Source organism: Streptomyces sp. NPDC020299, assembly GCF_044387825.1.
Taxonomy (GTDB): domain Bacteria; phylum Actinomycetota; class Actinomycetes; order Streptomycetales; family Streptomycetaceae; genus Streptomyces.
The window spans coordinates 85,311-112,035 of record NZ_JBIRWL010000008.1 but is presented as its reverse complement, the minus strand read 5'-3'; the positions used below and the strand labels follow the sequence as shown (position 1 = coordinate 112,035).

Sequence of the window (26,725 nt, the reverse complement as noted above, 5' to 3'; positions counted from 1 at the left end):
AGGAGTCCTTCCGAACTGGCTGGATCGCAATGCTCAGGAACTGCGGGCGGTGGAACAGTCGGGGCACAGGCCCCAGTAGGTGACCTCGGCCTCGTCGATCGAGAAGCCGTGGTCGTCGGAGGCGGCCAGGCACGGGGCGTCGCCGACCGCGCAGTCCACGTCGGCGACGGCACCGCACGACCGGCACACGACGTGGTGGTGGTTGTCCCCGACACGTCCCTCGAACCGGGCCGGGCTGCCGGCCGGTTCGATCCGGCGTATGAGGCTCGCCGCGGTGAGCGCGTGGAGCGCCTCGTAGACGGCTTGCAGGGAAATATGGCCCACGCGGTCGCGGACCCCGGCGGCGATCGCCTCGACATCGAGGTGGTCACCGGCCCGGACGGTCTCGAGCAGCGCGACGCGGGCAGCCGTCACCCGAAGGCCGGCACCGCGCAGCTCCTCGGCGGGGGTCGGGATCCGGGATGCGGTCATGGCGGCCAACCTATCCCGATGAACACGAGCTGTGAAGTAAAACGAACCATTCAAGTTTAGGGCGTGTCGTGAAGTTCAGAAGTGGGAGAGGATCTGCCGGACCGGGTGGCCGAGGGCGTCGGTGACGGCGGCCAGTTCCTCGTCGGTGAGCCAGCCTCGGTCGGGGTAGATCACGTCGAGCTGGAAGCGCGCGAAGCCGCACGGCCACCGGTAGTCCAAGTCGTTCAGCGAGACCGTGGCGCCACAGCAGGGCGTCTCGGCGTCGAGGTCGGCGAAGCCGGTCCGGTAGGCATCGTCGATGCGTGCGAACGCCCAGTCGCTCAGGTCCGGCCGGCCGTGGCAGCGGGGGCAGCCGACCGACTTGAGGTTCGAGCCGCACAGGACGAGGGTGACGGTGTCGTGCCAGTGGGACTCGACATGTCCGGAGTGAATGCCGGGGCACAGGCGCGTTATGAGCGCCGCTGCGCGGTCGGCCGCGGCCCTGTCGGGCTGCCAGTGGGGTGCGGTCGGGATCACGGTGAGGTGGTTGTCGCTCACGACCAGAGGTTAGCCGCTGCCGACGACAGCCTGCGGCAGGCTCAAGTGGCGTGAACCTCATCCGTGTTGGGGTGAGGTGCCGGCCGGTGCCGGGCGGCCGGGCCCTCGGCGAAGGCGCGCAGGAAATTCTCCGTCGTGCGGGTCACGAAGGCGCGGGTGCGGGCGTCCATGCCGTGGTCGCGGCCGAGCTCACCGGTGCCGGCCACGAGGGCCTCCACCCAGCGCATGGTGCCGGTCGCGAACACGCCCGCGCCGCTGGGGACGGTGTAGTACGCGGAGTCGCTGTGGCTGGGCCGGCCCGCGCTGACGAGCGGCGAGTGGGCGGTGATCTCGAGCGTGCGCGGAGTGGGGGAGGTGGGCGTGACGCGGTCGTACTCGACGCCCACCAGGTGGGGGAAGGCGTCGCCGGAGCGCACGGCGGTGCCCTCGTGGAGCCAGTGGCCGGCCGAGCGGACGACGTAGGGAGCGTCCACCGGGTATCCCTCGTAGAGCACGCCCGTCAGGGACGATTCGGGGTCCGGTGCCGGCCCGGCACGGAAGTCGGTGGTCACCAGGGCCGGCTGGGAGGGATAGCAGGGGTCGGCCCGGTAGTCGGACTTGTAGCACACCACCGTGCGGCCGGCCGGATCCGGACCGGGCTGCAGCCGGATCCGCCGGAAACAGGTGTTCGCGCCGAGGAACGCGATGTTGGAGCCCGTGTCACGGGCCCGCGTGACGTGCGCGCGCTGCTCGTTCGTCCAGTACTCGTCGTGTCCCAGGCAGACCACGCACGCCGCGCCGTCCAGCACCGCGGGGTCCTCGTGGACGTCGACGCCGGTGCTGTACGCGAGCGGGATGCGCAACCGCTCCGCGAGCACCACCGCCGGCCACTCGTACACCCGGAACTTCTCGGCACCGTCGCCGTCGTAGGGCCGGTCGAAGCCGACCGCCAGGGACCGGGTCGCGTACGCCCCCGACGCACCGGCGTAGAGACTCGCCCCGCCCCACCGGTTGTACGCCTGCCAGGTGGCCGGGGCGTGCAGCAGCACCGTGCGCCCCGCCCCCCGGACCGAGCGCACGATCAGGGGCACGTGGCGCTGATGGCCGCTGTCCGCGTCCAGCCGCAGCAGGTACGCGCCCTCCGGCCAGCCGGTGGTGTCCAGCGTCAGGGTGCGCCGCCAGCCCGCGCGGACGGTACGGGTCTCCGGCTCCAGCCGCGGGGCCCGCTGGACCCGCCCGCGTAGGGGAGCGGAGGACCACACCCGCCGGGCCAGGGCACCGCCGTACCAGCCCACCCGGAACGCCGACACCCGGAACGAGGCCGCCGTCGTCGACACGAACAGCCCGCACTCCTCGCCGGGCGTCACGCTCACCCGGTCGGCATAGCCCGCGATCGCCTCCGGCGGGCCCACGGACCTGATCCGCCAGTCGGGCGATCCCGGCGCGTCGCGTTCGGCTTCCGGAAGGCGGCCGGCGTCACCCGTGTCGGGCGGACGGCCGGCACGCGTGTGGTCGCAGGCCGCCGCGCCCAGGCCCGCGCCCGCGCACAGGCACAGGAACCGCCGCCGTGAGACACCGGAACCGCCGGGGTGCACCGGGTGCTGTGCCGAAGCCACACCGCCTCCTCACCCCCTCCGTTCCGCCGCTCCCAGCCTCAGGGCACCCCCATGGCCCCGCAACCGGTCCCGTCCGGTCCGGTCCGGTCCCTGGGCCGCTACCCGGCGGACATGCCCTCCCGCATGGCCTTCGCGGTGCCAGCCGCGTCGTAGCCCTCGGGCACGCCCTCGACCAGGATGATGTCGCCCTCGATGTGCCGGTGGCGCAGTGGTGCGATCTCCTGGTACGCGGGTGAGTCCCACCAGGCCCGTGCCTCGGCGATGCCGGGGAAGCCGATCACCACGACGTGCCCGGGCCAGCTGCCCTCCTTCACCTCGTGCTGGGCGGCGTGCACCAGGAAACGGCCGCCGTACGGCTCGAAGGTGGCGGTGACGCGCTCGATGTACTCGGGGATCTCCGGGTGCGGCGCGGCGTCCTTGAGGTGGCCGATGACGTAGGCGGGCATGGCGTCCTTCCGTTCGGTCGGGTCGGGCGGGCTCCGTACGCCGATGATCGTGGCACGCGGACACGGCGGGCGCGATGACCTTTCAGGTAAGCGGCGGAACGTTCCGCCGCCTACGCGCTGCCCTTGCGCCACCCTCGCGGCGTCGAGTGACCCGGATCACACGACCGGAGTGCATCGCACAGCGGGCGCCAACGTCTTTCACAGGGCGTAGGGGGATGGCCGGAGCGGGGGAAGTGCGGATGGAGCAGGGCCGGGCCGATGGGTTCGACGGGTTCGTGGCGGCCCGTTGGTCGGCGTTGTTCCACCTCTCACGGCTCCTCGTGGGAGGCGACCGGCACCGGGCCGAGGACCTGCTCCAGGAGGCGCTGGTCAAGCTCTGGTTCGTCTGGCCCAAAATCGCGGACGAGGCCCCGGAGGCGTACGTACGCAAAATTCTGGCGCGCGCGGCGGCCCGCTCGGCGCGGCGGCGCTGGTGGGGGGAGCGCCCGGTCGAGCAGCTGCCGGACCGGGCGGAGGCGGACGACGTGTCCGCCTCCGTGGCGGAGCGCTCGAGACTGGAGGCCGCCCTCGCCCAACTGCCGCCGAAGCAGCGGGCCGCGGTGGTGCTGCGCTACTACCAGGACCTGCCGGAGAAACAGGTCGCGGAGGTGCTGGGGTGCCCGGTCGGCACCGCCCGGTCCCATGCGTCGCGCGGCGTGGCACGGCTGCGCCGGATTCTGGCCGATGTCATCGAGCCGGTGGGTTAGGGGAGTCCATGGATCACTTCGAGCGGGAGCTCGCGCGCATGATGCGCGACGCCCAGGAACACGCCCCCTTCGAGGCCGAACACCAGGTGCGCCTGCGGGCCGGGGTGCGCACCCGCCGGCGTACCCGCCTGGCACAGCGGGCCGTCGGCTCCGCCCTGGCCGTCGCCGGACTCGGGATCGGCCTGTTCCTGCTGCCCCACGACCGGGTCGAGAACAGACCGCAGGCTCCCCTGCCACGGCCCGTGATCAGCCCGGCCTCCCCGAGCCCGGCGCCGTCGCCGGAGGACTCCCCGAGCCAGACCGTCGACGCGCTGCCGACCGGACCCGCCGGCGAAACCTCCCTGCCCCCCAACGCACCGTCCACCAATAGGAGTTCGGACACACCGTCCCCGCCCCCGGACGCTCCCACCACCACTGAGCCCGCCACCTCTGTGCCCTCCACCTCAAAGACCCCGAGCCCACCGGCCGCACCGTCGCGCACAGCCTCGACCGCCGGACCGTCGGTGTCGGCGGTCTCGACGGGCCCCGGATAGCGAGAAGAACCAGCAAGGCTCCGCGACCGCCCCATCCGAAATCCCTGACCGCAGCGCTGCCGCGTCACCCCGCGCACCCTGCGGCAGGCCCGAACCTGGACACGTCTTGACACACATTGGCCCGATAGCCGTGACGGACCCGCTCGCCCCGGACCGACTGCCGCTGCGCACACCGGTGCCGGCGCACCAGCGGGAGCCCGTCCTGGACGTGGTCGTCCCGGTGTTCAACGAGGAACGGGACCTCGAACCGAGCGTGCGGCGACTCCACGCCCACCTGCGCGAGACCTTCCCGTACCCGTTCCGGATCACCGTCGCGGACAACGCCAGCACCGACGAGACCCCGAGGATCGCGGCCCGGCTGGCCGCGGAGCTGCCCGAGGCCCAGTGGCTGCGACTGGCGGAGAAGGGCCGGGGCCGGGCGTTGCGGGCCGCGTGGTCGGCCTCGCGGGCGCCGGTGCTCGCCTACCTGGACGTGGATCTGTCGACCGATCTGTCGGCGCTGTTCCCCCTGGTGGCGCCGCTGATCTCCGGGCACTCCGACATCGCCATCGGCACGCGCCTGGCACGCGGTTCACGGGTGGTGCGCGGCCCCAAGCGGGAGGTCATCTCCCGCTGCTACAACGCCCTGTTGCGTTCCACGCTCGCCGTCGGGTTCTCCGACGCGCAGTGCGGATTCAAGGCGGTGCGGCGCGATGTCGCCGAGCGGCTGCTGCCCCTGGTGAAGGACTCGGGCTGGTTCTTCGACACCGAACTGCTGGTGATCGCCGAACGCGCGGGGCTGCGCATCCACGAGGTGCCGGTCGACTGGGTGGACGATCCCGACAGCCGGGTCGACATCCTCTCCACGGCGCTGGCCGACCTGCGCGGCATCGCCAGGATCGGCCGGGCGCTGGCCCGCGGCACTCTTCCGATGGCCGGACTGCGCCGCAGCGCCGAGGGCGACCCGCCGGGCGGCCCCGGGCTGGCCGGCCAACTGCTGCGGTTCGCCGCGGTGGGGGCCGTGAGCACCGTCGGATACGTGCTCCTGTACGCCCTGTCGCGTCCCGCGACGGGACCGCAGGCCGCCAACGCGCTGGCCCTGCTGATCTGCGCGGTCGCCAACACGGCCGCCAACCGGCGGCTCACCTTCGGGCTGCGCGGCCGCGGCGGTGCGATGCGGCACCAGGCCAAGGGCCTCATGGTGTTCGCGATCGGCCTGGCGCTCACCAGCGGCGCGCTCGCCGTGCTCCACCAGGCGGCCCCCGCTGCCGGGCGCCGTACGGAGGTGGCCGTGCTGGTCGCCGCCAACCTGGCGGCGACCCTCCTGCGGTTCCTGCTCTTCAGGGCCTGGGTGTTCCCCACCCGTCGCCGTAGTGGCACGGAAGGCACGGGAGGTACGGCCGCGTGAACCACACCATCGCGCCGGCCACCGGGCCCGACACCGACGCACCCGAACCCGCCGCCGGTGCCGACGAGTTCGACTCGAACCCCGGCGCGGCGCTGCGCCGTACGGTCCGTCACCACGGTCCCGTGCTCGCGCTCTACGGCGTGCTGAAGCTCATCGGCTTCCTGGTCTTCATGTATCTGCTGGACTCCTCCGGGGACTTCCGGAAGAAGTACCCGCGCTTCGGCGGCGGCGCCCACGCCTGGGACGTCCTGGCCAGCTGGGACGGCTGGTGGTACCAGCAGATCGCCGCGCACGGCTACCACCCCGCGCTCGTCCACGTCCCCGGGGCGACCGGGCTGATCACCCTGGAAGGCAACTCGGCGGCGTTCTTCCCGCTCTACCCCGCGGCGATGAAGGTGGTCTCCGACTGCACCGGCCTCGGCCTGTACGGCTCCGGCATGCTGGTCTCCGTCGTCGCCTCGTTCGTGGCCGCCCTCGGCATCTACGCCGTCGCCGCCCGGTTCGGCGGCAGACGGGCCGGGCTGGCCGCGGCCGGACTGTGGGCGGTGTGGCCGGGCTCCGGTCTGGAGTGGTCGGGCTACTCGGAGTCCCTGTACGTCGCGCTCGCCGTCTGGGCCTGCCACGCCGTGATGACCCGCCGATGGCTCACCGCCGGCATCCTCACCTTCCTCGCCGGCCTCAACCGCCCCACCGCCGCCGCGCTCATCGCGGGCCTCACCGTGGCCGCGCTGCTCTCCCTGAGACGGCGCGAGGACGGTGTCGCGCGCCCGCTGACCGCGGTGCTGATCGCCCCGCTCGGGCTCTTCGGCTACCTGCTGTGGGTCGGCCACCGGATGGGCGACTACGGCGGCTACTTCGCCCTCCAGAAGGGAGCCTGGGCCCACACCTTCGACTACGGGAAGCAGACCCTCGACGTCCTCGACTCCGTCGCGGTGGGCCACTACGACTACCTCTTCGCGTTCCCCTTCGAGGACACCATCGGCGTGGGCGTCGTGCTGCTGGGCCTGATCCTGATCCCGCTGCTGATCCAGTTGCGCCCGCCGGCCGTCCTGACCGTCTACACGCTCCTCACCTTCGCCCTGGTCCTGGGCAGCCAGCAGATCTTCGGCAACGTCTCCCGCTACCTGCTCCCCGCCTTCCCGCTCTTCATCCCCGTCGCCCTGGCACTGCGCCGGCTGCGGCTGCCCGTGCTGTGCACGGTGCTCGGCATCGCCGCGGTGGCCTCGGGTTCGTACGCGGGGTACGTGCTCTTCGAGGCGGGGGTCCCGTAACCGAGCCGGGCCGCGCGATTCTTCCTCCGATTCTTCCTGGACCGCCCGGCACCGCGGTGATGACATGGTCCCCGTGACCAAGACGCTGTCCACGGCGCCGCTGGCCGCCTCCGAGCGGGAGGAGTGCTGGCACGACGTCGTGTCCCGCACCTTCATACCGCTCGACGTCGCCCTCCTCGAGAGGGAGCCCTCGCCCGGCACGATCGTCAGCGAGCGGCTCGGTGCCGTGCAGGTCGCCCATGTGCAGGCGGGACCGCAGGCGGTGACGCGCAGCCGGCGGCTCATCGCCCGGGACGGGCGCGAGTACCTCACCCTCAGCATCCAGCAGCGGGGCACCGCGCTGAAGGAGCAGGACGGGCGGGAGTCCCTGATGGGGCCGGGCGACTTCTCCCTCTCGGATTCCTCCCGCCCGTTCCGGAAGAGACTCGAGGGTGAATTCTCCTTCGTCGCCTTCCACTTCCCCCGCCAGGAACTGCATGTCCGGGACGACGACCTGCGCGAAATGACGGCGACCGCCTTCACCGGTGACACGGGAACCGCCGCCCTGGTGTCGGCCTATTTCACGCGCATGGCACGCGAGGCGGCGGGCTTCGACGACGCCGTCCGAAGGCGTGTCGCCGCCACCGCCCTCGACCTGCTGACCCTGCTGATCGACGAACGCCGCGGTCATGCCGGCTCTCGGGCCCCGGAGACCGCCGCGGCCACCCTGGTGCGGGTGAAGGACCACATCATGCGCCACCTCGCCGACCCCGGTCTGTCGCCGGCCACGATCGCCGCGGCGCACTTCATGTCGGTCCGCCGGCTGCACAAGCTGTTCGAACAGGACGGGGCCACGGTGGCCGGCTGGATCCGGACGCAGCGTCTGGAGCGCTGCCGCCGCGACCTGCTGAGGCCGACAGCCCTGGAGATCGGGGTGGCGGGCATCGCCCGGCGCTGGGGCTTCGTCAGCCCCAGCCACTTCAGCCGGGCGTTCCGCGCGGCGTACGGGATGAGCCCTCGCGAGTGGCAAGCGAGTCCAGGCCCGCGCGGGCCTCTTCCAGCAGATCGTCCGGGAGGCGGTCTTCCATCGTGAGCACGGCGCGGTACTCGGCGGCGGCCTCGGCGCCCTCACCGAGGTGGGCGAGTGCCCGGGCCAGGTGCAGATGGACCCGGCCCGCCTGCCGGTGGTAGCCGAGGGTGTCGAACTGCCCGTGGATGGAGCGCAGTACGTCGGCCGCGTCCTGCCAGCGCTCCTGGTCGAGATGGACGAAGGACACGTGGTATCTGGCGATCAGTCCGGTGATGTGCCGGACGTTGGGCGGCACGCGGTCGCGGTTGCGGGGATCGGCGAGAGCGTCCATGACGTTCCGGTAGGCCGCGATGGCTTCCGGGGCCCGCCCGGTCTTGCGCAGCAGCGTGATGCTCAGATTGGCGGCCTGGAGGTATCCGTTGATGTTGTCGGCCCGGTCGAACAGTTCCCGGGCGCGGTGGCAGTTGTCGGCGGCGGACGAGAGGTCGCCGACCGCGTTCTGCAGCCAGCCGAGGTAGGCGTGCGCATGTCCCTGCTGGCCGATGTCCCCGCAGTCCCGGGCGAGGCCGAGCGCGCGGGTGGCCGCCGCGACCGCTTCGGCGTGGCGGCGTTCGCAGGCCCAGTAGGCCCAGGCGAGGTAGTTGAGGTGGGTGGCCTCCAGGGCGGCGTCCCCCAGTGACGCTCCGGCCTCGGCGGCGCGTTCGTAGATCTCGGTCCACTGGCCCCAGGACACCCAGTGCTCCGAGAACCAGTGCATGGCCTCGGCGACCTCGGTGACCCTGGTGTGCTCGCCGGTGTCGGCGGCCTCCCGGAACGCCGCGAGCCAGTTGTCGCTCTCGGCCTTGATCCAGCGCAGCGCCTGGTCGGGGTCGTCCAGGGCGACCAGGCGGCCGGGATCGGGCGGCGGAGCACCGTAGCCGGGCTCGTACCAGCGGCCGGCGAGGACGGCGGTGTCCAGCAGCCAGGAGCGCAGCCGGGTGCGCGCGGCCGCGGACTCCTGCGCGCCGTCCTCGGCGCGGTGGCGGGCCCCGGCGTACAGGCGCAGCAGGTCGTGGAAGCGGTAGCGGTCGTCACGGGAGGTCATCAGCAGTCCCGCTTCCAGCAGTTCCTCCAGGAGGTCCTCGGCGGCGATCGGCGGCGCGGCCGTGAGCGCGGCCGCCAGTGGCACCCCGAAGTCCCCTCCCGGGACCAGCGACAGCAGCCGGAACATCCGGGCGGCCTCGGGCGCCAGGCGTGAATAGGACAGCGCGAAGGCGGAGTTGACCCGCAGATCCCCGGCGCTGAGCGCGTCCAGTCTGCGGTCCTCGTCGGCCAGCCGGTCGGCGAGCCGTCGCAGGCTCCAGTTGGTGCGGGTGGCGGCCCAGTTGGCGGCCACGCGCAGGGCCAGGGGGAGGTGGCCGCACAACTCGGTGACCAAGTGCGCGGCGGCCGGCTCGGCGTCGACGCGGTCGGCGCCGACGACCGCGCGCAGCAGGGCGGCGGACTCCACCGGGTCCAGCGTGCCGAGCTCCAGGCGCCGTACCCCCTCCAGACCGGCGAGCGTGCGGCGGCTGGTCACCACGACGAGCAGGCGCCCCTCGCGCGGCAGCAGCTCTCTGATCTGGGTCTCGCTCCCCGCGTTGTCCAGGACCAGCACCGCGCGCAGCCCGGCCGTGATCGCGTAGTAGCGCGCCATCCGCTCCTCGGCGCCGAGCCCCGCCAGCTCGCCGTCCCCCACGCCCCACGCGGCCAGCAGACGCGGTACGGCCTGCTCCGCCGGGAGCGGCTGTGCGTCGAGGCCCCGCATGTCCAGCAGGAACGTTCCATCCGGGAACGAGGGCGCCGACTCCTTGGCCAGCCGCACCGCCAGCGTGGTCTTGCCGCTGCCCGGCGGTCCGAACACCACCGCCACCGGCGGTGCCGCGGGCCCCGGCCGCGCCGGTCCGGCGTCGTCGGCCGCCCGCTGGGCGAGGGCGCGCAGGACGGACAGCTCCGCCTGTCTGCCGACGAAGTCCGGGACACCTCTCGGCAGCGTGTACTGCGCCGGCTTGGCGGGGACGGCGGCCTTCGGCCCCGGACGGGTGGCGCGGACGGCGTTCAGCAGGCCGGCACGGGCCGCCTCGTCCAGCCGGAGGCCCTGGGCGAGCGCGGTGACGGTCCCGGGATGCGGCCGCAGACTCCGGCCCCGCTCCATGTCCCCGATGGCCCGCCCGGAGACGCCCGATGCCTCGGCGAGCTCCTCGATCGTCAGCCGGCGGCCCAGCCGCAGCTCCCGCAGCATCCGGCCGAACGGCGTCCCCCCGCCGCGCGTTCCCCCGTGCTCCTCGCTCACGGCGCTCAGTGTATGCGGGGCCATTCGTGGGCCGCGGCGTGTGCGGCGGGCGTAGGCGGTGACGCGGGCTTATCTTCGGCAGAACATCCGACATCCGGAGTAAAAATGGCAAAAACGGATGAACTGGTTGATGTGAGGGGCGGGATGGCGGGCCCGCCGCCCGGCGTTCCCGCACGCCGTGCCGTCCCGTGGCCGTACGCCGCCGCCCTCGCGACCGTCGTGGGCCTCGCGGCGGTCCCGGCGCTGGGGGACACCCAGTGGCTCGGCCATCCGGCCGTGGCGGCCTGGCGTACGGTCTGCCTGGCCATCACCGTGCAGGCCCTGCCCTTCCTCCTGCTGGGTACGGCCCTCTCCGGCGCCATCAACGCCTTCGTACCGGCCGATCTGTTCACCAGGGTGCTGCCGCGGCACCCCGCGCTCGCCGTCCCGGTGGCCGGTGTCGCCGGCGCCGTCCTGCCGGGCTGCGAGTGCGCCTCCGTACCGGTCGCCGGCAGCCTGATCCGGCGTGGCGTCACCCCGGCCGCCGCCTTCGCCTTCCTCCTCTCGGCGCCCGCCATCAACCCGATCGTGCTGACGGCCACCGCGGTCGCCTTCCCCGGCGACCCCGCCATGGTCCTGGCCCGGCTGCTCGCCTCGCTCGGCACCGCCGTCGTGATGGGCTGGCTGTGGCTCTGGCTGGGGCGCGAGGAATGGCTGCGGCCCGCCGTCCGGCACAGCGGCCACCACCCCGGCCACAGCCGCTGGAGGGAGTTCCGCCTCGGCTTCCAGCACGACTTCCTGCACGCGGGCGGCTATCTGGTCCTCGGGGCCATGGCCGCGGCCACCTTCAACGTCGCCGTGCCGCGCTCCGTCCTCGACACCTTCACCGGCTCGCCCTGGCTGTCGGTGCTCTTCCTCGCCGCGCTCGCCGTTCTGCTCGCCGTCTGCTCGGAGGCCGACGCCTTCGTCGCGGCATCGCTCAGCGGCTTCTCGCCGACCGCCCGGCTCGCCTTCCTGGTGGTCGGCCCGATGGTCGACCTGAAACTGATCGCGCTTCAGACCGGCACCTTCGGCCGGGCCTTCGCGCTCCGCTTCTGCGCGGCGACGACGGTGGTGGCGGTGGCCGCGAGCGTCCTGATCGGAGGCGTACTGCTGTGAGACGCACCGCGCAGGCACTCCTGCTGGTCCTGACCGGCCTCGGCCTGCTGCACGCCACCCTCTTCACCGACCTCTACCTGCGCTACGTCAAGGAGGGCCTGCGCCTGCCGCTGATCGCGTCGGGCGTGCTGCTCCTGCTGGCGGGACTCGGGCCTGTTGCGAAAGTCCCGGCTGCCCGGCGACGCCCGGCACGTACTCTCGCCGCACCGGGCACAGACCCAAGTACAACCAGTACGAGGGCCTGCACCCGGCACGCCGAGGGCGGGGACCACGGGCACACGCACGGCCACGACCACACCGCGGCGCCCCGGATCGCCTGGCTGCTGTTCCTGCCCGCCCTCAGCCTCCTCCTCTTCGCCCCGCCCGCCCTGGGCGCGTACACCGCGTCGCGGGCGGGCGACAGGCCCGTGCAGGCGGGGAAACGGTTCGACCCGCTGCCGGACACCCCGTCGCCGCTGCCCATGACCCTCACCGACTTCACCGCCCGGGTGCGGCAGGACCGGCAGCGGGACATCAGGGGCCGCAGCGTCCGCATGACCGGCTTCGTCACCCCGGCCGGGCAGGGCGGCGGCTGGTATCTGACCCGGATCATCTTCACCTGCTGCGCGGCCGATTCACAGTCGGTCAAGGTACGGATGTACGGGCCCTCCGCGCTGCCCGCCAACACCTGGGTGGCCGTCACCGGCACCTGGCACCCCCACGGAACGCTCGGCACCGGGTCCGCGTCCGCCGCCCTCGACGTGCACCGCGTCCAGCCCGTCCCCCAGCCGGTCAACGCCTACACGGACGACCTCCCGCTCACGCCCTCCTGAGGTACGGACGGGGCGGAAACGGCGGCTCCGCCCGCGTCGGCCGTGCCGGGGGCGGGCCCGTCACCTCCACATGGGCGGGGCGCAGCAGCTGGTCGCCGACGCGGTAGCCGGGGCGGCGCACCGCCGTGCACACCAGGCGGTCGGCGTCCTCGCGGACGTGGTGGGTCAGGGCCTCGTGGCGGGTCGGGTCGAACTCGTCGCCCACCTCCCCGAACACCACAAGCCCCAGGGCGCCGGCCTGGCTCTGAAGCGTGTCGGCGATGTCCTTCAGCCCCGGTGTCAGCGGCTCGTGCGCCACGGCGCGGTCGACGGCGTCCAGCACCGGCAGCAGGCCGGTGAGCACATTGGCGACCGCGATCTGCCGCACGGCCAGCCGGTCCCGCCGCACCCGCTTGCGGTAGTTGTCGTACTCGGCCTTGATCCGCTGGAGATCGGCGGTGCGCTCCTGGAGCAGGCGCTCGAGTTCCGCCGTGCCCCGCGGCCGGCTCTGGTTCATCTCAGCCCGCCCTGTCGTCCTTCTCGCCCTGGTCGTCGACGATCTCGGCGTCCACGACGTCCTCCTCCGCCCCGGACTCCGCGGACGCCCCGGAGGAGCCGGACTGCCCGGACGCCCCGGCCGCCGCGGAGCCCGACGCCGCCTGCTCGGCGCGCGACTGCTCGTACATCGCGGTACCGATCTTCTGCGCGGCCCGCGCCGCCCGGTCCAGGGATTCCCGGACGGCCGTCGGGTCCTCGCCCTTGAGCTTCTCCTTCAGATCGGCGAGCGCGCCCTCGACCTCGTCACGTACCTCTCCCGGCACCTTTTCCGGGTTCTCCCTGAGGAGTTTCTCCGTCTGGTAGACGAGTTGTTCGGCCTGGTTGCGCGTCTCGGCCGCCTCGCGCCGCCCGCGGTCCTCCTCGGCGTGCTGCTCGGCCTCGCGGACCATGCGGTCGATGTCGTTCCTCGGCAGCGCGGAGCCGCCGGTGACCGTCATCTTCTGCTCCCTGCCCGTGCCGAGGTCCTTCGCGAAGACATGCATGATGCCGTTGGCGTCGATGTCGAAGGCGACCTCGATCTGCGGTACGCCGCGCGGCGCCGGCGGCAGACCGGTCAGCTCGAACATGCCGAGCTTCTTGTTGTACGCGGCGATCTCCCGCTCGCCCTGGTACACCTGCACGGTCACCGAGGGCTGGTTGTCCTCGGCGGTGGTGAAGATCTCCGCACGCCGGGTCGGAATGGTCGTGTTCCGCTCGATCAGCCTGGTCATGATGCCGCCCTTGGTCTCGATGCCCAGGGACAGCGGGGTGACGTCCAGCAGCAGGATGTCCTTGACCTCGCCCTTGAGCACACCGGCCTGCAGGGACGCGCCGACGGCCACGACCTCGTCCGGGTTGACGCCCTTGTGCGGGTCCTTGCCGGTCAGCTCCCGCACCAGCTCCGTCACGGCGGGCATCCGCGTCGAACCGCCCACCATCACGACGTGGTCGATGCCGGACACCTTGATGCCGGCGTCCTTGACCGCGTTGTGGAACGGCCCCTTGCAGCGCTCCAGCAGCTCACTCGTCAGCTGCTGGAACTGGGCGCGGGTGAGCTTCTCCTCCAGGTGCAGCGGGCCCTCGGCGGACGCCGTGACATACGGGAGGTTGATGGTGGTCTCCGAGGAGCTGGACAGCTCGATCTTGGCCTTCTCGGCGGCCTCCCGAAGCCGCTGCACGGCCATCTTGTCCTTGCTCAGGTCCACGCCGTAGTTGTTCTTGAACTGCTGGACCAGGTGGTCGACGACCCGCTGGTCCCAGTCGTCACCGCCGAGGTGGGTGTCGCCGTTGGTGGCCTTCACCTCGATGACGCCCTCACCCATCTCCAGCAGGGAGACGTCGAAGGTGCCGCCGCCGAGGTCGAAGACGAGCACCGTCTGGTCGTTCTCCTTGTCCAGCCCGTACGCCAGCGCCGCCGCCGTCGGCTCGTTGATGATCCTGAGGACGTTCAGCCCGGCGATCTCGCCCGCCTCCTTGGTGGCCTGCCGCTGGGCGTCGTCGAAGTACGCCGGTACCGTGATCACCGCGTCGGTGACGTCCTCACCCAGATAGGCCTCCGCGTCCCGCTTCAGCTTCTGCAGGACGCGCGCGGAGATCTCCTGCGCGGTGTACCGCTTGCCGTCGATGCCGTTGCCGTCCCCGTGTTCCGGGAACCGCCAGCCGTGGTCACCCATGTGCCGCTTCACGGAGCGGGCGGTGCGCTCCACATTGGTCACGGCCTGCCGCTTGGCGACCTCGCCGACCAGCACCTCGCCGTTCTTGGCGAAGGCCACGACCGACGGGGTGGTCCGCGCGCCTTCCGTGTTGGTGATGACGGTGGGCTCGCCGCCCTCGAGGACCGAGACCACCGAGTTCGTCGTACCGAGATCAATACCGACCGGACGCGCCATCTGGGTCGCCCTCCTCCAGCCGCTCGCCGCTTGGCGCAGGGGTGCGCTGCCACCATTGTCCCGCCGCTTCGGCTCTCCCGCCGCCTCGGCGCCCGCCGCGAGCTGGGGATTCGGGCCCGGACTACGCTCCCTGGTCCGTCCCGGACGTGCCGTCGAGTTCGCCCACCAGGCCGCGCAGGAGGGGCGCGTACCGGGGGTGGGCGAGGGCGAAGGCCATCTGGGCGACCAGGTAGTCGGCCGGGTTGCCGGTGTCGTACCAGCGGCCCTGGATGACCTGTCCGTACACCGCCCGGGTGGCGGCGTAGGCGTTGATGGCGTCGGTCAGATAGACCTCGCCGGTCCGGTGCTCGTACCAGCGGCGGGTCTGCTCGCGCAGCTCGTCGATGATGCCGGGGGTGATGACGTAGCCGCCGATCGCCGCGTACGAGGAGGGCGCGTCGGCGGGCCGCGGCTTCTCGACCAGGCCCGTGATGCGCAGCGTGCCGTCACCGAGGTCCTCTTTGACCAGGGGCACGCCGTACCGCTGGGAGTCACCCGGGTCCATCGGCATCAGGGCCAGCACCGGGCAGCCGGTCTGCTCGTAGGCGCGGATCAGCTGCTGGGCCCGGGGTACTTCGGCCACGAACACGTCGTCCGGCCAGAGCACCAGTACGGGTTCGTCGCCGATGTTGCGGGCGGCGTTCAGCACGGGAGTGCCGTTGCCGTACGGGCCGTGCTGGTCGAGGTAGGTGATGTGGCCCCGGTGGGCCAGCTCGGCGACCTCCTCCACCGCGTCCGCGTAGGCCGTCTTGCCGTCGGCCCGCAGCTGGGCGACGAGCGCGGGGTTCGGTCGGAAGTGGTCCTGGATCAGCGACTTGCCGCCGGAGACGACGATGGTGATGTCGGTGATGCCGGAGTCCACGAGTTCGCGCACCGTGTGCTCGATGACCGGCTTGTCGCCGACCGGCAGCATCTCCTTCGGGGTGGCCTTGGTCAGGGGCAGCAGCCGGGAGCCGAGTCCGGCGGCGGGGATCACGGCCCTGCGGATCGTCGGGGACATCGGATCTCTCTCGTTCGAGCGGTCACCGTGCCGCGCGGCACGGCTCACCTCGACGCTATCAACGCATGTCCCCGTCGCCCGGCCCGCCCAAGGCTCCGGCCGGGCGCGGCCGGTGACCGCTCAGCCCTGGTACGGCTGCTGCTGCTGCTGCCCGTACTGCTGACCGGCGTGCGCGCCCGCGGCCTGCGCCTGGAGCTGCTCCGCCTGCTCCTTGGCCAGCTTCGACTCCGCGCCGCAGAAGGTGCACTGGGTGGCGTACTTCGTCGAGACCGGGAACAGCGGCACGAAGAACAGCGTGAACTTCGTGACGCGCTTGCGGAGCGTGTGCGCGGCGGGATTGCCGCAACGGCCGCACACCAGCGTCAGTATCGCGAGCTGGTACAGGTATCCCCTGGTGCCGAAGATGATCACGTCGTTGGTCCTTCCCGGGTCGATGCTGTCCGTACAGTACCGGCGGGAGCGACGGTCAGTTGTCCAGGGCCTGCCGCAGGTCCGGGTAGCAGGGGATGAGGCGGTCGATGCCGACCATGCGCATGATGCGCACGACGGAGTCCCGGGGACCGGCCAGGCGCAGCCAGCCGTCGGCGTCCTCGGTGGCGTGATGGGCGTTGATCAGGGCGTTGATGCCGCTGGAGTCCATGAAGGTCACACCGCTGAGGTCGATCACGGTACGCGGGCCCGCCGCGCCGGCCGGCGGCAGCAGAGCCCGGCCGAGAAGGTCGCGGACGGTGTGGTCGATCTCGCCGCTGAGGGTGACGACACGGATGCCGTCGACGGTCGAGTGACCGATCGCCGGCCGGCCGGACCGTGCCGCGTCATGGGTGTCTGTCACAGTCTCCTCACCAGAACTGCTCGCCGGCGTCCGCCCGGGCCGGTACCCGCGTCGGTAGCCTGCCCCGATGCCACGCGGACATACCTCCCCCGTGCCCCGCTCCGTCGTGCGAGGCATATGACGCCGCCCCCCGGGTAGACGCACGCGCGTGAACGGGGGAACAGTTATGGACCCAGTGGAGTCGGCCCCTGGCGGTGAAGGCGTGAGAGACGCCGACCTGCAGGAGATCATCGCCCTTGACGAGGACGGGAGTTGCATCGCGGAGGCCCGGCACCGCGCGGCCGGCTTCCTCGCCCGTGTCCAGGGCGAGTACGGGCTGCCGGTGTCCGCCCGCGCCGTGGATCTGACCCAGCTGGTCGTCAGTGAGCTGGTGACCAACGCCCGCAAGTACGCTCCCGGCCCGCTGCTGCTGGAGCTGCGCATCGCCGGGGACCTGGTGGAAGTGCAGGTGTGGGACAGCGACCCGGTACTGCCGGTGGCGCGGGCCGCCGACCCGGGCCGGGTCGGCCAGCACGGACTGGAGATCGTCATGGCCGTCGCCCAGGGCTTCGAGGTGCAGCGGGAACCGGTCGGCAAGCGCGTCACCGCCCGTATCGCCCTGCCGGACGAGCCCGGCTGACGAGCCCGCTGACGAGCCCGGCCGGCACCCTCCGGCCGCCGGTGAGCGGCACCCTCCGGCCGCCGGTCTGCGGCGCCCTCCGTGATATAAGCCCATGCGAGGGGCGGGTCGGCGCGGAGGGGGAGCGTTTCATGAGGGGTCTGGAGTCCGCGGATCCGTCCGGCGTCGGCGGCTACCCCCTGCTCGCCCGGCTCGGGGCGGGAGGCATGGGGCAGGTGTACCTCTCCCGCACCCCGTCCGGCCGCCCGCTGGCGGTGAAGACCGTGCGCCCGGAGCTCTGCCTCGAACCGGGCTTCGAGGAGCGGTTCGCCCGGGAGGTGGCCAGCAGCGACCGGGTCCGCTCCCCGTGGACGGTGTCCGTGGTCGACTACAGCCCGCCGGGGCAGCGGCCCCAGTGGCTGGCCACGGAGTACGTGCCCGCCCCCTCCCTCGCCGACTGGGTCGAGCGGCACGGACCGCTGCCCGAAGCCGGCGTACGGGCCCTGGCGGCCGAACTCGCCGAAGCGCTGCGGGCGGTGCACCGGGCGGGCCTGGCGCACCGGGACGTCAAGCCGTCCAACATACTGCTGGGCCGCCGCCACCCGCTGCTCATCGACTTCGGCATCGCCCGCGCGGCCGACGACACCCGCCACACCCGGACCGGCGGCGTCGTGGGCTCACCCGGCTACATGGCGCCCGAGCAGGCGGTCGGAGGGGGTGCGGCCGAGTCCGGGGACGTCTTCTGCCTGGCGGCGGTCCTGGCGTACGCGGCCACCGGGCACGGCCCCTTCCTGCGCCCGGGGGAGGAGCCTTCGGTGCCGCGGCTGCTGTACCGGATCGTGCACGAGGAACCCGTGCTCGACGGCGTGCCCCCGTCCCTCCTGCCGCTGCTCACCGCCTGTCTGCACAAGACGCCTCAGGCGCACCCCACCGCCGGCGCGCTGCTGGAGCGCCTCGGCGCCGCTCCCGACGGCTGGGCCGCCGCCCTGCCGCCCGGGCTGGAGGCCGAACTCGCCTCCCGCGAAGAGGAATTGCGAGCGGCGCTGGACCGGCCGGCGGCCTCCGCCCCGCCGCAGCCGCCCGGGTTCGGGCCGCCGAGCGGTTACGCCACTCCCGCCGTCCCGCCGGCCCCGGGCTTCCCGCCCGGCCAGGGCACCGGGCCCGTGCCGGAGCGGTCGCGGCGCACCCGGAGGGCCGTTGTGGTCGCGGGCGCGGTGGCGGTGGCCGTCGCCGTCATCGCGACCGTGCTCCCCGGCATCCTGGGGAACGGGGACGGCAAGAAGACCTCGCCCTCCGCGTCACCTTCCGTGTCCCCTTCCGTCACGCCGGACGCCCTGCCCGCCTCCTGGGTCGGCACCTGGAAGGGCACCGGCCCCGGCGATCCCTCCGCCGACGGCGTCGCCAACTTCCGCACCACCCGCGTCCTTGTCACCGTCACCTTCCACGCCGCGGACCGGGGGAAGGTCGTGGGCAGACAGGTCACCCACGTCACCGAGGCCGGAACCGGCCGGGACGTGGGATGCACCGAGACGCTGCTGCTGCGGGAGACGCACGGTACGAGGATGGTCTTCGAGGCGGCGTCGAGCGCCCCGACGGACACCTCGGCGAGCGTGACCTGCCTCAAGGGCAACCTCTACACCCTCACCAAGACGGCCGCCGACACACTCTCCCTCGGCGACGAGGGAAGCCAGACGACCGGCGCGCCCTCCCGCCTGACCCGCGCCTCCTGACCGGACGCCGTCCCGCGGCACGTGTACCGCCCCCCGGTCAGGCCCTCCCGTGCGCCTCCTGCGAGCGTCGCGACAGGGAGTCGATGACCACGGCGGCGAACAGGACCCCGCCCGTGATCACGAGCTGGACGGCGGTGGGGGTGTCGGTGAGCGCCATGCCCGACGCGATCGACTGGATGACCAGGATGCCCAGCACCGCCGACCAGGTCGTACCACGGCCCCCGAACAGACTGGTACCACCGATGACGGCCGCCGCGACGGCGTTGAGCAGCAGCGGTCCCGAGCCCGCGTTCTGACTCACCGAGGTGATGCGCGAGGCCATGAACAGCCCGCCGACCGCGGCCATGGTGCCCGAGACGGCGAGCACCGCGGTCTGCACCCGCGTCACCCCGAGGCTGGCGCGCCGGGCCGCCTCGACGCTGCCGCCGAGTGCGTAGACCTGCCGTCCGTGGCGGGTGCGCCGGAGCATGATGTCGAGGCCGGCCACCACCACGAGGAAGATCAGCAGAGCGAGCGGCAGCCCCTGGAACCGGTTGAGCACATACGCGGCGGCGAACGCGACCACCGCGATTCCCGCCGTACGTACCCCGATCTCCCGGAGCGAGCGGTGCGGCATGCCGATGGCCCTGCGGCGCCGCCGGTCCAGGTAGGACGCGAGGAACACCGCACCCGTGCCGAGTGCCGCCAGCCCGTAGGCGGCGGCGTCATCGGTGAAGTAATAGCTGGTCAGCATGGCGACAAGCCCGTTCTCGTCGAGGTTGACGGTGCCGCTCGCGCCGAGGATGGAGAGCATCAGGCCGTTCCAGGTCAGCAGCCCCGCGAGGGTGACGACGAACGCCGGCACCCGCGTTTTGGCGAAGGAGAAGCCCTGGACGGTTCCCGCCACGGTGCCCGTGAGCACCGCGAGGACGAGCGCGAGCCATTCCGGCACGCCGTTGTCGACGTTCAGTACCGCGAAGACCGCCGCCGCGAGCCCGCTGATCGAGCCGACCGACAGATCGAGTTCACCGAGCAGCAGCACGAAGACGATGCCGACCGCGATCAGCCCCGTACCCACGATGTCCACGCTGAGATTGGACAGGTTCCGGGGGGAGAGGAAGTTCTGGTCGAGGCTCTGGAAGGTGATCCAGACCACGGCGAGGACGAGGACGACGGGGAAGTGGGCGAACTCGCCGGCGCTCAGCCTGTGCCGGAAGGCGGCGGCCGAGTCCCGTGCGGCGCGGGCGACCGCGTGCCCGGGGTGCGGCCGCCGCCTTCCGGTGTCGGCCTCGGCGGGTCCGGCCCGCGTGTTGTCCGCCATGTCGTGCGTCTCTTCTGCCTGGTCGGAGGCCGGCCGGTCAGGTCAGCCCGGCCTTCGCGCAGTCGGTCCCGAGCCGAGGGGTGCAGATCTGCCGGACCGTGTACATGCCGTCCTTGACCAGGGTGCTCCTGATGTTGGCGGCGGTCACGGAGACCGGGCTGAGCATGACGGCCGGAACGGTCTTCCCGTCGCGCATCCGCACCTTGCCCGTGGCGATCTTGTCGAGGCTGTCACCGCGGGCCGCGGCCACGGCCATCGCGCCGCCGGCGGAGGCCTCGGGGCCGAAGGGCTTGTACACCGTCATGTACTGATCACCGTCGACGATGCGCTGCACGGCCGCGAGTTCGGCGTCCTGCCCGGTGACCGGGGGCAGCGGGCTGACCTTGTTCGCCTTCAGCGCGGAGATGCTGCCGGCGGCGAGGCCGTCGTTGGCGGCGTAGACCCCGTCGATGTTGCCGGCGCCGACCGCGGAGATGGCGCCGTTCATGTTCATGTGCGCCGTCTCCGGCCGCCAGTCGAGCGTGTCGTAGGCCTTGGCGATCTTCACTTTCCCCTTGAGCACGGAGAGTGCGCCCTGCTTGAACGACACCGCGTTGGGGTCGCTGGGATCGCCGTTCATCATGACGATCCGGCTGCCGGGCCCCCGGTCGCCCATGGCCTTCAGCAGCGCCCTGCCCTGGAGCCTGCCGATCTCGTGGCCGTCGAAGGAGACGTATCCCGAGACCGGGCCCTCGGAGAGGCGGTCGTAGGCGACGACGGGGATGCCCGCCGCATGGGCCTTGGCGACGGTGGCGCCCATCGACCGGGCGTCCACGGCCACCAGGACGATGGCGTCGACCCCCTTGGTGATCAACGAGTCCATCTGCTCCTGCTGGAGGGCCACATCACCCTTGGCGTTGACATGCTCGACCCGGCAGTCGTGGCACAGCTCCTTGATCCGCTTCTCGAGCAAAGGCCTGTCCTGTGTCTCCCAACGGGCCGTGGTGGCGTCCGGCAGCAGGATGCCGATCGTCCGCGTGTTCCCCCCGCCGGGGTCGTTCCCGGCCCCCGGCCCGCAGGCGGCGAGAGCGACGGCCGCGCAGGCCGCGGCCGTGATCCTGGCCGCGTTCCAGATGAAGGCCTTCATGCCAGGGACCTTCCCGAGTAAGACCGGTGCGCGCGCTGGGCGGCGCGGAGATCGTCTGCGAGTCGGCCGGGCCGTGCGGGTCGCGGGTCATATGAACGACGACCACACGGTCAGTGTGGCACCGGCCTCAGCGATCTGCGAACCCATGGCATATACCCGATCTGTCCGGCTAGCTCACATATGCGATTCTGGTACGGGGTGCCGGGATCTCAGCCTGCCGGTGCCCCGGCCTGCACGGGAGATGGCCTGCACGGGAGATGGATTGCGGACATGCCTCATGACGGCGGTGCGCGGGCCGCGGTCTCGCACCTGCGGGCGTACGAGGCCGGCCTCGCGGACACCGGCTCACCGCCTCCGGTGCCGGAGGCCGCCGCGAGTGCGCGCGCTCTGACGTTCGCCGGAGCCGCGCTGGCCGCGGTCTACGCATCCGGCGCCGGGCAGGAGCTCCGGCTGGTCGAGACCGCCGGATCCGCCGGTTCCGCGTACCGGCTGCCCGACCGTCTGACCGCGACCGGTGGCTCACCCGCGGCGCACGCCCTGCACACCGGCCGCCCGCTGTGGCTGACCCCGGCGGCACTGTCCGGCTTCTCGGAGGGCGGCCCCGCGCCGCCGCCGGGCGAGGTGTCGCTCGGCGCGCTGCCCCTGCTGGCGGGGGACGGACGGCTGGGCTGCCTCGTCGTCGTGAGTGCCGGCGTGGCCGGATTCGAACCCGAGCAGCAGCGCTTCCTGGAGCGCTACGCCGACGCGGTCGCCGGCCTGCTGCACGCCCGGGCCGGGGAGCCGGCGCCGCCGCGGTTGCTGGATCCCGCGCTGCGCAGCCTGCGCGTCGGCTCCTTCGTCCTGGTGCCGGACACGGGTCTGATCGAGGCGGACGAGACCCTGCTCGACCTGGTCGGCATCACCCCCGACGGCTTCGACGGCAAGGCGGACACCTTGCTCGCCCACGCCCTCCCCGAGGACATGCACGCGCTCATGTCGGTCCTGGAGCCCTCGGCCCAGGCGATCGGACGCCGGGAGCTGGAGTTCCGGGTCCGCCGCCCCACCGGTGAGGTGCGCTGGCTGAGCCTGAGCTGCCGGGTGGCGGCGAGCACCGACGCCCGGCCGGGCCAGGTGCTGGGAGTGGTGACGGCGACCTCCGTCCTGCCCCGCAGCACCGACGACGTCTCCCGGATCCAGTGGCTGACCGCGGCGCTCGACGATGCCGCGAGTGTGCCCGACGTCAGCCGGGTGGTGGTCACCGCACTGCGTGAGCCGCTGTGCGCCGACCGGGTGGCGCTCGCCGAGTTGCAGGACGACCGGCTCACGATCACCGTGCTGGACCCGCCGCAGGCCGGTTCCTGGCCGGAGGCATGGCGTCCCGACTGGCCCGACACACCGGTCAGTGCCCTGCCCACCCTGCAGACGGTTTTGCGGGAGGGACGGATAGGTCTGTGTCCGGCCGGCACGGCCCTCGAACCCGGACTCGTGGGAATCGGCCCCGGGGGACTGGCCGTCCTGCCGCTGCCCGCCAAGGGCCGGACCGCCGGCGTGTGCCTGATCGGCTGGGACGCCGCGCACGAGTTCGTCCCCGAGGAGCGGTCCCTGCTGACCGCCACCGCGGCGCTGGTCGGGCAGGCCCTCAAACGCGCGCACGCGCACGACGCCGAGCAGGAGCTCGCGTCGATGCTCCAGCGCAGCCTGCTGCCCCGGCGTCTGCCCGAACTGCCCGGCGGCACGGCCGTCGCCCGCTACCTGCCCGCCCGGCGGGGCCTCGAGGTGGGCGGCGACTGGTACGACGTCATCGCCCTCTCCGAGGACCGGGTGGCGCTGGTCATCGGCGACGTGCAGGGACACAGCGCCGGAGCCGCCACGATCATGGGCCAGATGCGTACCGCGGTCAGGGCGTACGCGGTGGAGGGGCACCCGCCCGACGTGGTCGTCTCGCACGCCAACCGGCTCCTCGTCGGCATGGAGACCGACCTCTTCGCCACCTGCTGCTACGCCGAACTGGACCTGGAGGAGGGCAACACCCTGTTCGTCCGGGCCGGACACCTCGCACCGCTGATCCGCCATCCCGACGGCAGCACCGAGGAGGTGCAGGTCGAGGGCGCCCTCCCGCTGGGCATCTCGGCGGACGCGGAGTTCCCCATGACCTCGGTCGCGCTCGCCCCCGGCACGATGCTCGCCCTGGTCACCGACGGTCTGGTCGAAGCGGCCGACCTGCCCCTGGACGAGGGCATGCACCGCACGCGCGCCGCGCTCGCCGCGGCCGATCCGTCGGATCCGGGGCGGGTGGCCGATCAGCTGCTGGGCGACGCGGGCCGGCGCGAGGACGACGTGGCGCTGCTGCTGCTGCGCTACGACGGCATGACGACCCGGCCGATACGGGCCGGATGGGCGGTGTGGCGGCTGCCCGACGCGGTCATGCACGCCCGTCGCTTCACCGCGCGCACCCTGCGCCGCTGGAAGGTCGAGGACGTCGCCGACGCGGTGCTGCTGGTCGTCTCCGAACTCGTCACCAACGCCCTGGTGCACACCCAGGGGCCGGTCCACGTCGACCTGATCCTGCGCGGCGACCGGGTGCGGGTCAGCGTCAGCGACTCCTCTCCGCGCGCACCCGCCAAGCCGGTCATCGTGGACTGGGAGTCCACCGGCGGCCGGGGACTGCTCCTGGTCGAAGCGATGTCGGAGTCCTTCGGCTCGATGCCGGTGGCCCACGGCAAGCAGGTGTGGAGCGAACTCGTCGTACCGGGGCGCGAGCCGGCCGGCGCGGGCCCCGGATCCGGCACGGACCGAGGGGGCTGGTCATGAGAACCCGGATGCTGCAGGTGGTCGCGGCGCTCGTCGCCGGGCTGGTGGCGGTACCCCTGGCCGCCTGCGGCCGGGACGGCGAGGCGGGCGGCGGCCGTTTCACCGTCGGCCTGCTGCTCCCGAGCCGGGAACTGCCCCGCTGGGAGCGCTTCGACAAGCCGCTGATCGAGAAGCGGGTGAAGCAGCTGTGCCCCGACTGCTCCGTGGCGTACGCCAACGCCGAGAACGACGCCACACGGCAGAGCCAGCAGATGATCTCCATGATCACCAAGGGGGTGCGGGTCCTGATCGTCGACGCCGCCGACACCAGGGCGGTCCGCTCCTCGATCCAGCAGGCACGCAGGGCGGGTGTGCATGTCGTCGCCTACGACCGGCTCGCCGAAGGCCCGATCTCGGGCTATGTCACTTTCGACGGCGCGCAGGTCGGCAGGCTCCAGGCCAAGGCACTCCTCAGGGCCATGGGCGACGACGCGAGGCGCGGAAGCGTCGTCATGATGAACGGCGATCCGGTCAGCCCCAACGCCGCGTGGTACCGGAAGGGCGCGCTGTCCGTCCTGGACGGCAAGGTGCGGATCGGCAGGTCGTACGACACCCCGGGCTGGAACACGGAGAACGCCCACGCCAACATGGCCGCCGCCATCGCGGCCCTGGGCCCGGACCGGATCGGCGGCGTCCTGGCCGCCAACGACGCCATGGCCGCGGGCGTCATCTCCGCCCTCAAGAGCGCCCGGGTCCGGACCCTTCCCCCCGTCACCGGCCAGGACGCCGAACTCGACGCCGTACGGCGGATCGTCAAGGGCGAGCAGTACATGACGGTGTACAAACCCTTCAAGGCGGAAGCGGACGCGGCCGCCGCCATGGCCGTCACCCTGGGACGCGGCGGGAATCCGCGGGACATCGCCACGACGACCACGGACAGCCCCACCACCCGGGGCATCCCGGCCGTCCTGCTCACCCCGAGGGCCGTGACGGCCCGCGACATCGGCCGGATGCTCGTCAAAGGCCGCGTCTACACCGTCGACCAGATCTGCACCCGGCAGCTACGGCCCGCCTGCGACAAGGCCGGGCTGCTCCCGTGAGCTTTGCCGCTCATCCCGCCGGCGCGCCGATCTCCCGCTTGAGGATCTTGCCGCTGGGCCCGGTCGGCAGCGCGTCCACGAGCCACACGGCGCGCGGATACTTGTACGCCGCCACCCTGTCCTTGACGAACTGCTGGAGTTCGGCGGGCGTGGCCCGGGCGGCCGGCCGCAGCACGACCGCGGCGGCGATCTCCTCGCCGAGCCGCTCGTGCGGTATGCCCACCACGGCCGCCAGCGCGACCGCCGGGTGCTCGTGCAGCACCTCCTCGATCTCGCGGGGGTAGACGTTGTAGCCGCCGCGGATGATCATGTCCTTCTTGCGGTCGACGATGTACAGATAGCCGTCCTCGTCCCGCCGGGCGAGGTCGCCGCTGCGCAGCCAGCCGTCGGGCATGGCGGCCGCGGTCTCCTCGGGCAGGTTCCAGTAGCCCTTCATGAGATTCGGCCCGCGCACGGCCAGTTCACCGATCTCGCCCGGAGCCACCTCCTCGCCCCGGTCGTCCAGCAGCCGGACCTCCACGTCCCGGATCGGGGTGCCGACCGATCCCGGCTTGCGCGGCCGGTCGGGGTGGTTGAAGGAGACCACCGGGCTCGTCTCGGACATGCCGAAGCCCTCCAGCACCATGCAGCCGAAGCGCCGCTCGAACCCGTGCAGCACCTCCACGGGCAGCGAGGCACCACCGGAGACGCACGTGCGCAGCGTCGACACGTCCGCCTCCCCCGGATGCTGGAGCAGCGCCGCGTACATCGTCGGTACGCCTTCGAACACCGTGGCCCGGTCCCGGGCGATGGCCTCCAGGACGGTCCCCGCATCGAAGCGGGGGACGAGGGTGAGCGAGGCGCCGCTGTGCACGGTCACGCTCATGGCGCAGACCTGCCCGAAGATGTGGAACAGCGGCAGACAGCCGACCACCACGTCATCGGGCGTCATGCGCTGCACATGGACGGTGTTGACCTCGGTGTTGTGCCGCAGCCCGGCATGGGTGAGCGCGGCGCCCTTGGGCCGCCCGGTGGTGCCTGAGGTGTAGAGCAGGACGGCCACGTCGTCGCCGGCCGTGTCCGTCACCCCGGTCAGCGGCTCGTGCCCGGCCAGCAGCGCGTCGAAGGCAGCGGGCTCGACGCGGAGGTGCGGCACCCCGGCGGCGGCCGCCCCCTGGGCACCCTCGCCGGGCGCCTGATGCCACTCGAACAGCAGTACGGCCCCGGAGTCCTTCAGGTGGAACTCGGTCTCGCGCGTCTTCAGCAGCGGGTTCATCGGCACGACGATCGCCCCGGCCCGCAGCACGCCGTAGTACAGCACGACGAACTCCGGGACGTTCGGCAGCATCAGGGCCACCCGGTCGCCCGGCCGTACCCCTTCGGCCCGCAGCAGCGCGGCGGCGCGGGCGGTGCGCTCGTCCAGCTCGGCGTACGTGGTGACCCGCGTGCCCAGCCGCAGCGCGGGGCGCTCCGGCTGCCGCGCCGCCGTCCGTACCAGGAACTCCGCCAGATTGGGCATGACCCGCCTCCACGCATGACACCGTCGAAATCCGCCGTTCACGTTCACGACATGGTGCTGGCGCCGCCCCCGG

The 26,725-nt window shown here is 72.5% G+C and carries 24 protein-coding genes; 11 read left to right on the top strand and 13 right to left on the bottom strand.

The genetic code is table 11. The annotated features are described in order from the left end of the window. Positions 1-33 precede the first annotated feature (33 nt). From ACH45E_RS21545 to ACH45E_RS21530, 4 genes are all read right to left on the bottom strand, one after another. Positions 34-471: a Fur family transcriptional regulator gene (locus ACH45E_RS21545; RefSeq protein WP_361445254.1), complete on the bottom strand. Its 438-nt coding sequence runs from the start codon at positions 469-471 to the stop codon at positions 34-36. Positions 472-546: 75 nt separating this feature from the next. Next, positions 547-1,008 (bottom strand): hypothetical protein, encoded by a 462-nt coding sequence (locus ACH45E_RS21540; protein ID WP_361445251.1) that lies wholly within the window; start codon positions 1,006-1,008, stop codon positions 547-549. A gap of 41 nt (positions 1,009-1,049) precedes the next feature. Then, complete coding sequence (locus ACH45E_RS21535) at positions 1,050-2,603, bottom strand: N,N-dimethylformamidase beta subunit family domain-containing protein (protein WP_361445248.1); 1,554 nt, start codon at positions 2,601-2,603, stop codon at positions 1,050-1,052. Between the two features lie 98 nt (positions 2,604-2,701). After that, positions 2,702-3,049: a DUF1330 domain-containing protein gene (locus ACH45E_RS21530; RefSeq protein WP_361445244.1), complete on the bottom strand. Its 348-nt coding sequence runs from the start codon at positions 3,047-3,049 to the stop codon at positions 2,702-2,704. 239 nt (positions 3,050-3,288) lie between these two features. Here ACH45E_RS21530 and ACH45E_RS21525 point away from each other — a divergent pair, with 239 nt between their 5' ends. From ACH45E_RS21525 to ACH45E_RS21505, 5 genes are all read left to right on the top strand, one after another. After that, complete coding sequence (locus tag ACH45E_RS21525) at positions 3,289-3,795, top strand: SigE family RNA polymerase sigma factor (protein WP_361445241.1); 507 nt, start codon at positions 3,289-3,291, stop codon at positions 3,793-3,795. 8 nt (positions 3,796-3,803) lie between these two features. Continuing rightward, complete coding sequence (locus tag ACH45E_RS21520) at positions 3,804-4,328, top strand: hypothetical protein (RefSeq protein WP_361445238.1); 525 nt, start codon at positions 3,804-3,806, stop codon at positions 4,326-4,328. A 175-nt stretch (positions 4,329-4,503) separates the two neighbouring features. Further along, complete coding sequence (locus ACH45E_RS21515; RefSeq protein WP_361445838.1) at positions 4,504-5,715, top strand: bifunctional glycosyltransferase family 2/GtrA family protein; 1,212 nt, start codon at positions 4,504-4,506, stop codon at positions 5,713-5,715. Between the two features lie 92 nt (positions 5,716-5,807). Continuing rightward, positions 5,808-6,986: a hypothetical protein gene (locus ACH45E_RS21510; protein ID WP_361445835.1), complete on the top strand. Its 1,179-nt coding sequence runs from the start codon at positions 5,808-5,810 to the stop codon at positions 6,984-6,986. 73 nt (positions 6,987-7,059) lie between these two features. After that, entirely contained in the window at positions 7,060-8,058 is a 999-nt protein-coding gene (locus ACH45E_RS21505) for a helix-turn-helix domain-containing protein (protein WP_399041224.1), read from the top strand. Here the strand turns inward: ACH45E_RS21505 and ACH45E_RS21500 are convergent. Next, on the bottom strand, positions 7,946-10,306 hold the full coding sequence (locus ACH45E_RS21500) for a helix-turn-helix domain-containing protein (RefSeq protein WP_361445232.1): 2,361 nt from the start codon (positions 10,304-10,306) through the stop codon (positions 7,946-7,948). The genes ACH45E_RS21505 and ACH45E_RS21500 overlap by 113 nt on opposite strands. A 105-nt stretch (positions 10,307-10,411) precedes the next feature. Here ACH45E_RS21500 and ACH45E_RS21495 point away from each other — a divergent pair, with 105 nt between their 5' ends. After that, on the top strand, positions 10,412-11,443 hold the full coding sequence (locus ACH45E_RS21495; RefSeq protein ID WP_361445229.1) for a permease: 1,032 nt from the start codon (positions 10,412-10,414) through the stop codon (positions 11,441-11,443). Further along, a complete protein-coding gene (locus tag ACH45E_RS21490) occupies positions 11,440-12,255 on the top strand; it encodes a TIGR03943 family putative permease subunit (protein WP_361445226.1) in 816 nt (271 codons plus the stop codon). The genes ACH45E_RS21495 and ACH45E_RS21490 overlap by 4 nt, the downstream gene beginning before the upstream one ends. On the opposite strand, the gene grpE is transcribed toward ACH45E_RS21490, so the two are convergent. From grpE to ACH45E_RS21465, 5 genes are all read right to left on the bottom strand, one after another. Next, on the bottom strand, positions 12,242-12,751 hold the full coding sequence (gene grpE, locus ACH45E_RS21485) for a nucleotide exchange factor GrpE (protein ID WP_361445223.1): 510 nt from the start codon (positions 12,749-12,751) through the stop codon (positions 12,242-12,244). The genes ACH45E_RS21490 and grpE overlap by 14 nt on opposite strands. A gap of 1 nt (position 12,752) precedes the next feature. Then, entirely contained in the window at positions 12,753-14,660 is a 1,908-nt protein-coding gene (gene dnaK / locus ACH45E_RS21480; RefSeq protein WP_361445220.1) for a molecular chaperone DnaK, read from the bottom strand. A gap of 121 nt (positions 14,661-14,781) precedes the next feature. Next, entirely contained in the window at positions 14,782-15,699 is a 918-nt protein-coding gene (locus tag ACH45E_RS21475) for a UTP--glucose-1-phosphate uridylyltransferase (protein ID WP_361445217.1), read from the bottom strand. 120 nt (positions 15,700-15,819) lie between these two features. After that, complete coding sequence (locus ACH45E_RS21470; protein ID WP_361445214.1) at positions 15,820-16,110, bottom strand: zinc-ribbon domain-containing protein; 291 nt, start codon at positions 16,108-16,110, stop codon at positions 15,820-15,822. A 55-nt stretch (positions 16,111-16,165) separates the two neighbouring features. Beyond that, on the bottom strand, positions 16,166-16,531 hold the full coding sequence (locus ACH45E_RS21465) for an STAS domain-containing protein (protein WP_361445211.1): 366 nt from the start codon (positions 16,529-16,531) through the stop codon (positions 16,166-16,168). Positions 16,532-16,697: 166 nt separating this feature from the next. Here ACH45E_RS21465 and ACH45E_RS21460 point away from each other — a divergent pair, with 166 nt between their 5' ends. Both ACH45E_RS21460 and ACH45E_RS21455 read left to right on the top strand, forming a co-directional pair. Then, entirely contained in the window at positions 16,698-17,150 is a 453-nt protein-coding gene (locus tag ACH45E_RS21460) for an ATP-binding protein (RefSeq protein WP_361445208.1), read from the top strand. 131 nt (positions 17,151-17,281) lie between these two features. Then, positions 17,282-18,859: a serine/threonine-protein kinase gene (locus tag ACH45E_RS21455; protein ID WP_361445205.1), complete on the top strand. Its 1,578-nt coding sequence runs from the start codon at positions 17,282-17,284 to the stop codon at positions 18,857-18,859. Positions 18,860-18,896: 37 nt separating this feature from the next. On the opposite strand, the gene ACH45E_RS21450 is transcribed toward ACH45E_RS21455, so the two are convergent. Continuing rightward, on the bottom strand, positions 18,897-20,159 hold the full coding sequence (locus tag ACH45E_RS21450; protein ID WP_361445202.1) for a sugar ABC transporter permease: 1,263 nt from the start codon (positions 20,157-20,159) through the stop codon (positions 18,897-18,899). Between the two features lie 37 nt (positions 20,160-20,196). Beyond that, on the bottom strand, positions 20,197-21,285 hold the full coding sequence (locus tag ACH45E_RS21445; protein WP_361445199.1) for a substrate-binding domain-containing protein: 1,089 nt from the start codon (positions 21,283-21,285) through the stop codon (positions 20,197-20,199). Positions 21,286-21,555: 270 nt separating this feature from the next. Here ACH45E_RS21445 and ACH45E_RS21440 point away from each other — a divergent pair, with 270 nt between their 5' ends. Next, positions 21,556-24,075: a SpoIIE family protein phosphatase gene (locus tag ACH45E_RS21440; RefSeq protein WP_361445196.1), complete on the top strand. Its 2,520-nt coding sequence runs from the start codon at positions 21,556-21,558 to the stop codon at positions 24,073-24,075. Continuing rightward, positions 24,072-25,154 (top strand): substrate-binding domain-containing protein, encoded by a 1,083-nt coding sequence (locus ACH45E_RS21435; RefSeq protein WP_361445193.1) that lies wholly within the window; start codon positions 24,072-24,074, stop codon positions 25,152-25,154. Before ACH45E_RS21440 ends, ACH45E_RS21435 begins: the two co-directional genes overlap by 4 nt. Before the next feature lie 10 nt (positions 25,155-25,164). Here ACH45E_RS21435 and ACH45E_RS21430 read toward each other — a convergent pair whose 3' ends face one another. Continuing rightward, positions 25,165-26,652: a long-chain fatty acid--CoA ligase gene (locus ACH45E_RS21430; RefSeq protein WP_361445190.1), complete on the bottom strand. Its 1,488-nt coding sequence runs from the start codon at positions 26,650-26,652 to the stop codon at positions 25,165-25,167. Positions 26,653-26,725 lie beyond the last annotated feature (73 nt).

Coding starts and splice junctions, on each gene's coding strand:
- ACH45E_RS21545 (WP_361445254.1), bottom strand. CDS start 471: ATGACCGCATCCCGGATCCCGACCCCCGCCGAGGAGCTGCGCGGTGCC.
- ACH45E_RS21530 (WP_361445244.1), bottom strand. CDS start 3,049: ATGCCCGCCTACGTCATCGGCCACCTCAAGGACGCCGCGCCGCACCCG.
- ACH45E_RS21525 (WP_361445241.1), top strand. CDS start 3,289: ATGGAGCAGGGCCGGGCCGATGGGTTCGACGGGTTCGTGGCGGCCCGT.
- ACH45E_RS21520 (WP_361445238.1), top strand. CDS start 3,804: ATGGATCACTTCGAGCGGGAGCTCGCGCGCATGATGCGCGACGCCCAG.
- ACH45E_RS21495 (WP_361445229.1), top strand. CDS start 10,412: ATGGCAAAAACGGATGAACTGGTTGATGTGAGGGGCGGGATGGCGGGC.
- grpE (WP_361445223.1), bottom strand. CDS start 12,751: ATGAACCAGAGCCGGCCGCGGGGCACGGCGGAACTCGAGCGCCTGCTC.
- dnaK (WP_361445220.1), bottom strand. CDS start 14,660: ATGGCGCGTCCGGTCGGTATTGATCTCGGTACGACGAACTCGGTGGTC.
- ACH45E_RS21475 (WP_361445217.1), bottom strand. CDS start 15,699: ATGTCCCCGACGATCCGCAGGGCCGTGATCCCCGCCGCCGGACTCGGC.
- ACH45E_RS21460 (WP_361445208.1), top strand. CDS start 16,698: ATGGACCCAGTGGAGTCGGCCCCTGGCGGTGAAGGCGTGAGAGACGCC.
- ACH45E_RS21455 (WP_361445205.1), top strand. CDS start 17,282: ATGAGGGGTCTGGAGTCCGCGGATCCGTCCGGCGTCGGCGGCTACCCC.
- ACH45E_RS21450 (WP_361445202.1), bottom strand. CDS start 20,159: ATGGCGGACAACACGCGGGCCGGACCCGCCGAGGCCGACACCGGAAGG.
- ACH45E_RS21445 (WP_361445199.1), bottom strand. CDS start 21,285: ATGAAGGCCTTCATCTGGAACGCGGCCAGGATCACGGCCGCGGCCTGC.
- ACH45E_RS21440 (WP_361445196.1), top strand. CDS start 21,556: ATGCCTCATGACGGCGGTGCGCGGGCCGCGGTCTCGCACCTGCGGGCG.
- ACH45E_RS21435 (WP_361445193.1), top strand. CDS start 24,072: ATGAGAACCCGGATGCTGCAGGTGGTCGCGGCGCTCGTCGCCGGGCTG.
- ACH45E_RS21430 (WP_361445190.1), bottom strand. CDS start 26,652: ATGCCCAATCTGGCGGAGTTCCTGGTACGGACGGCGGCGCGGCAGCCG.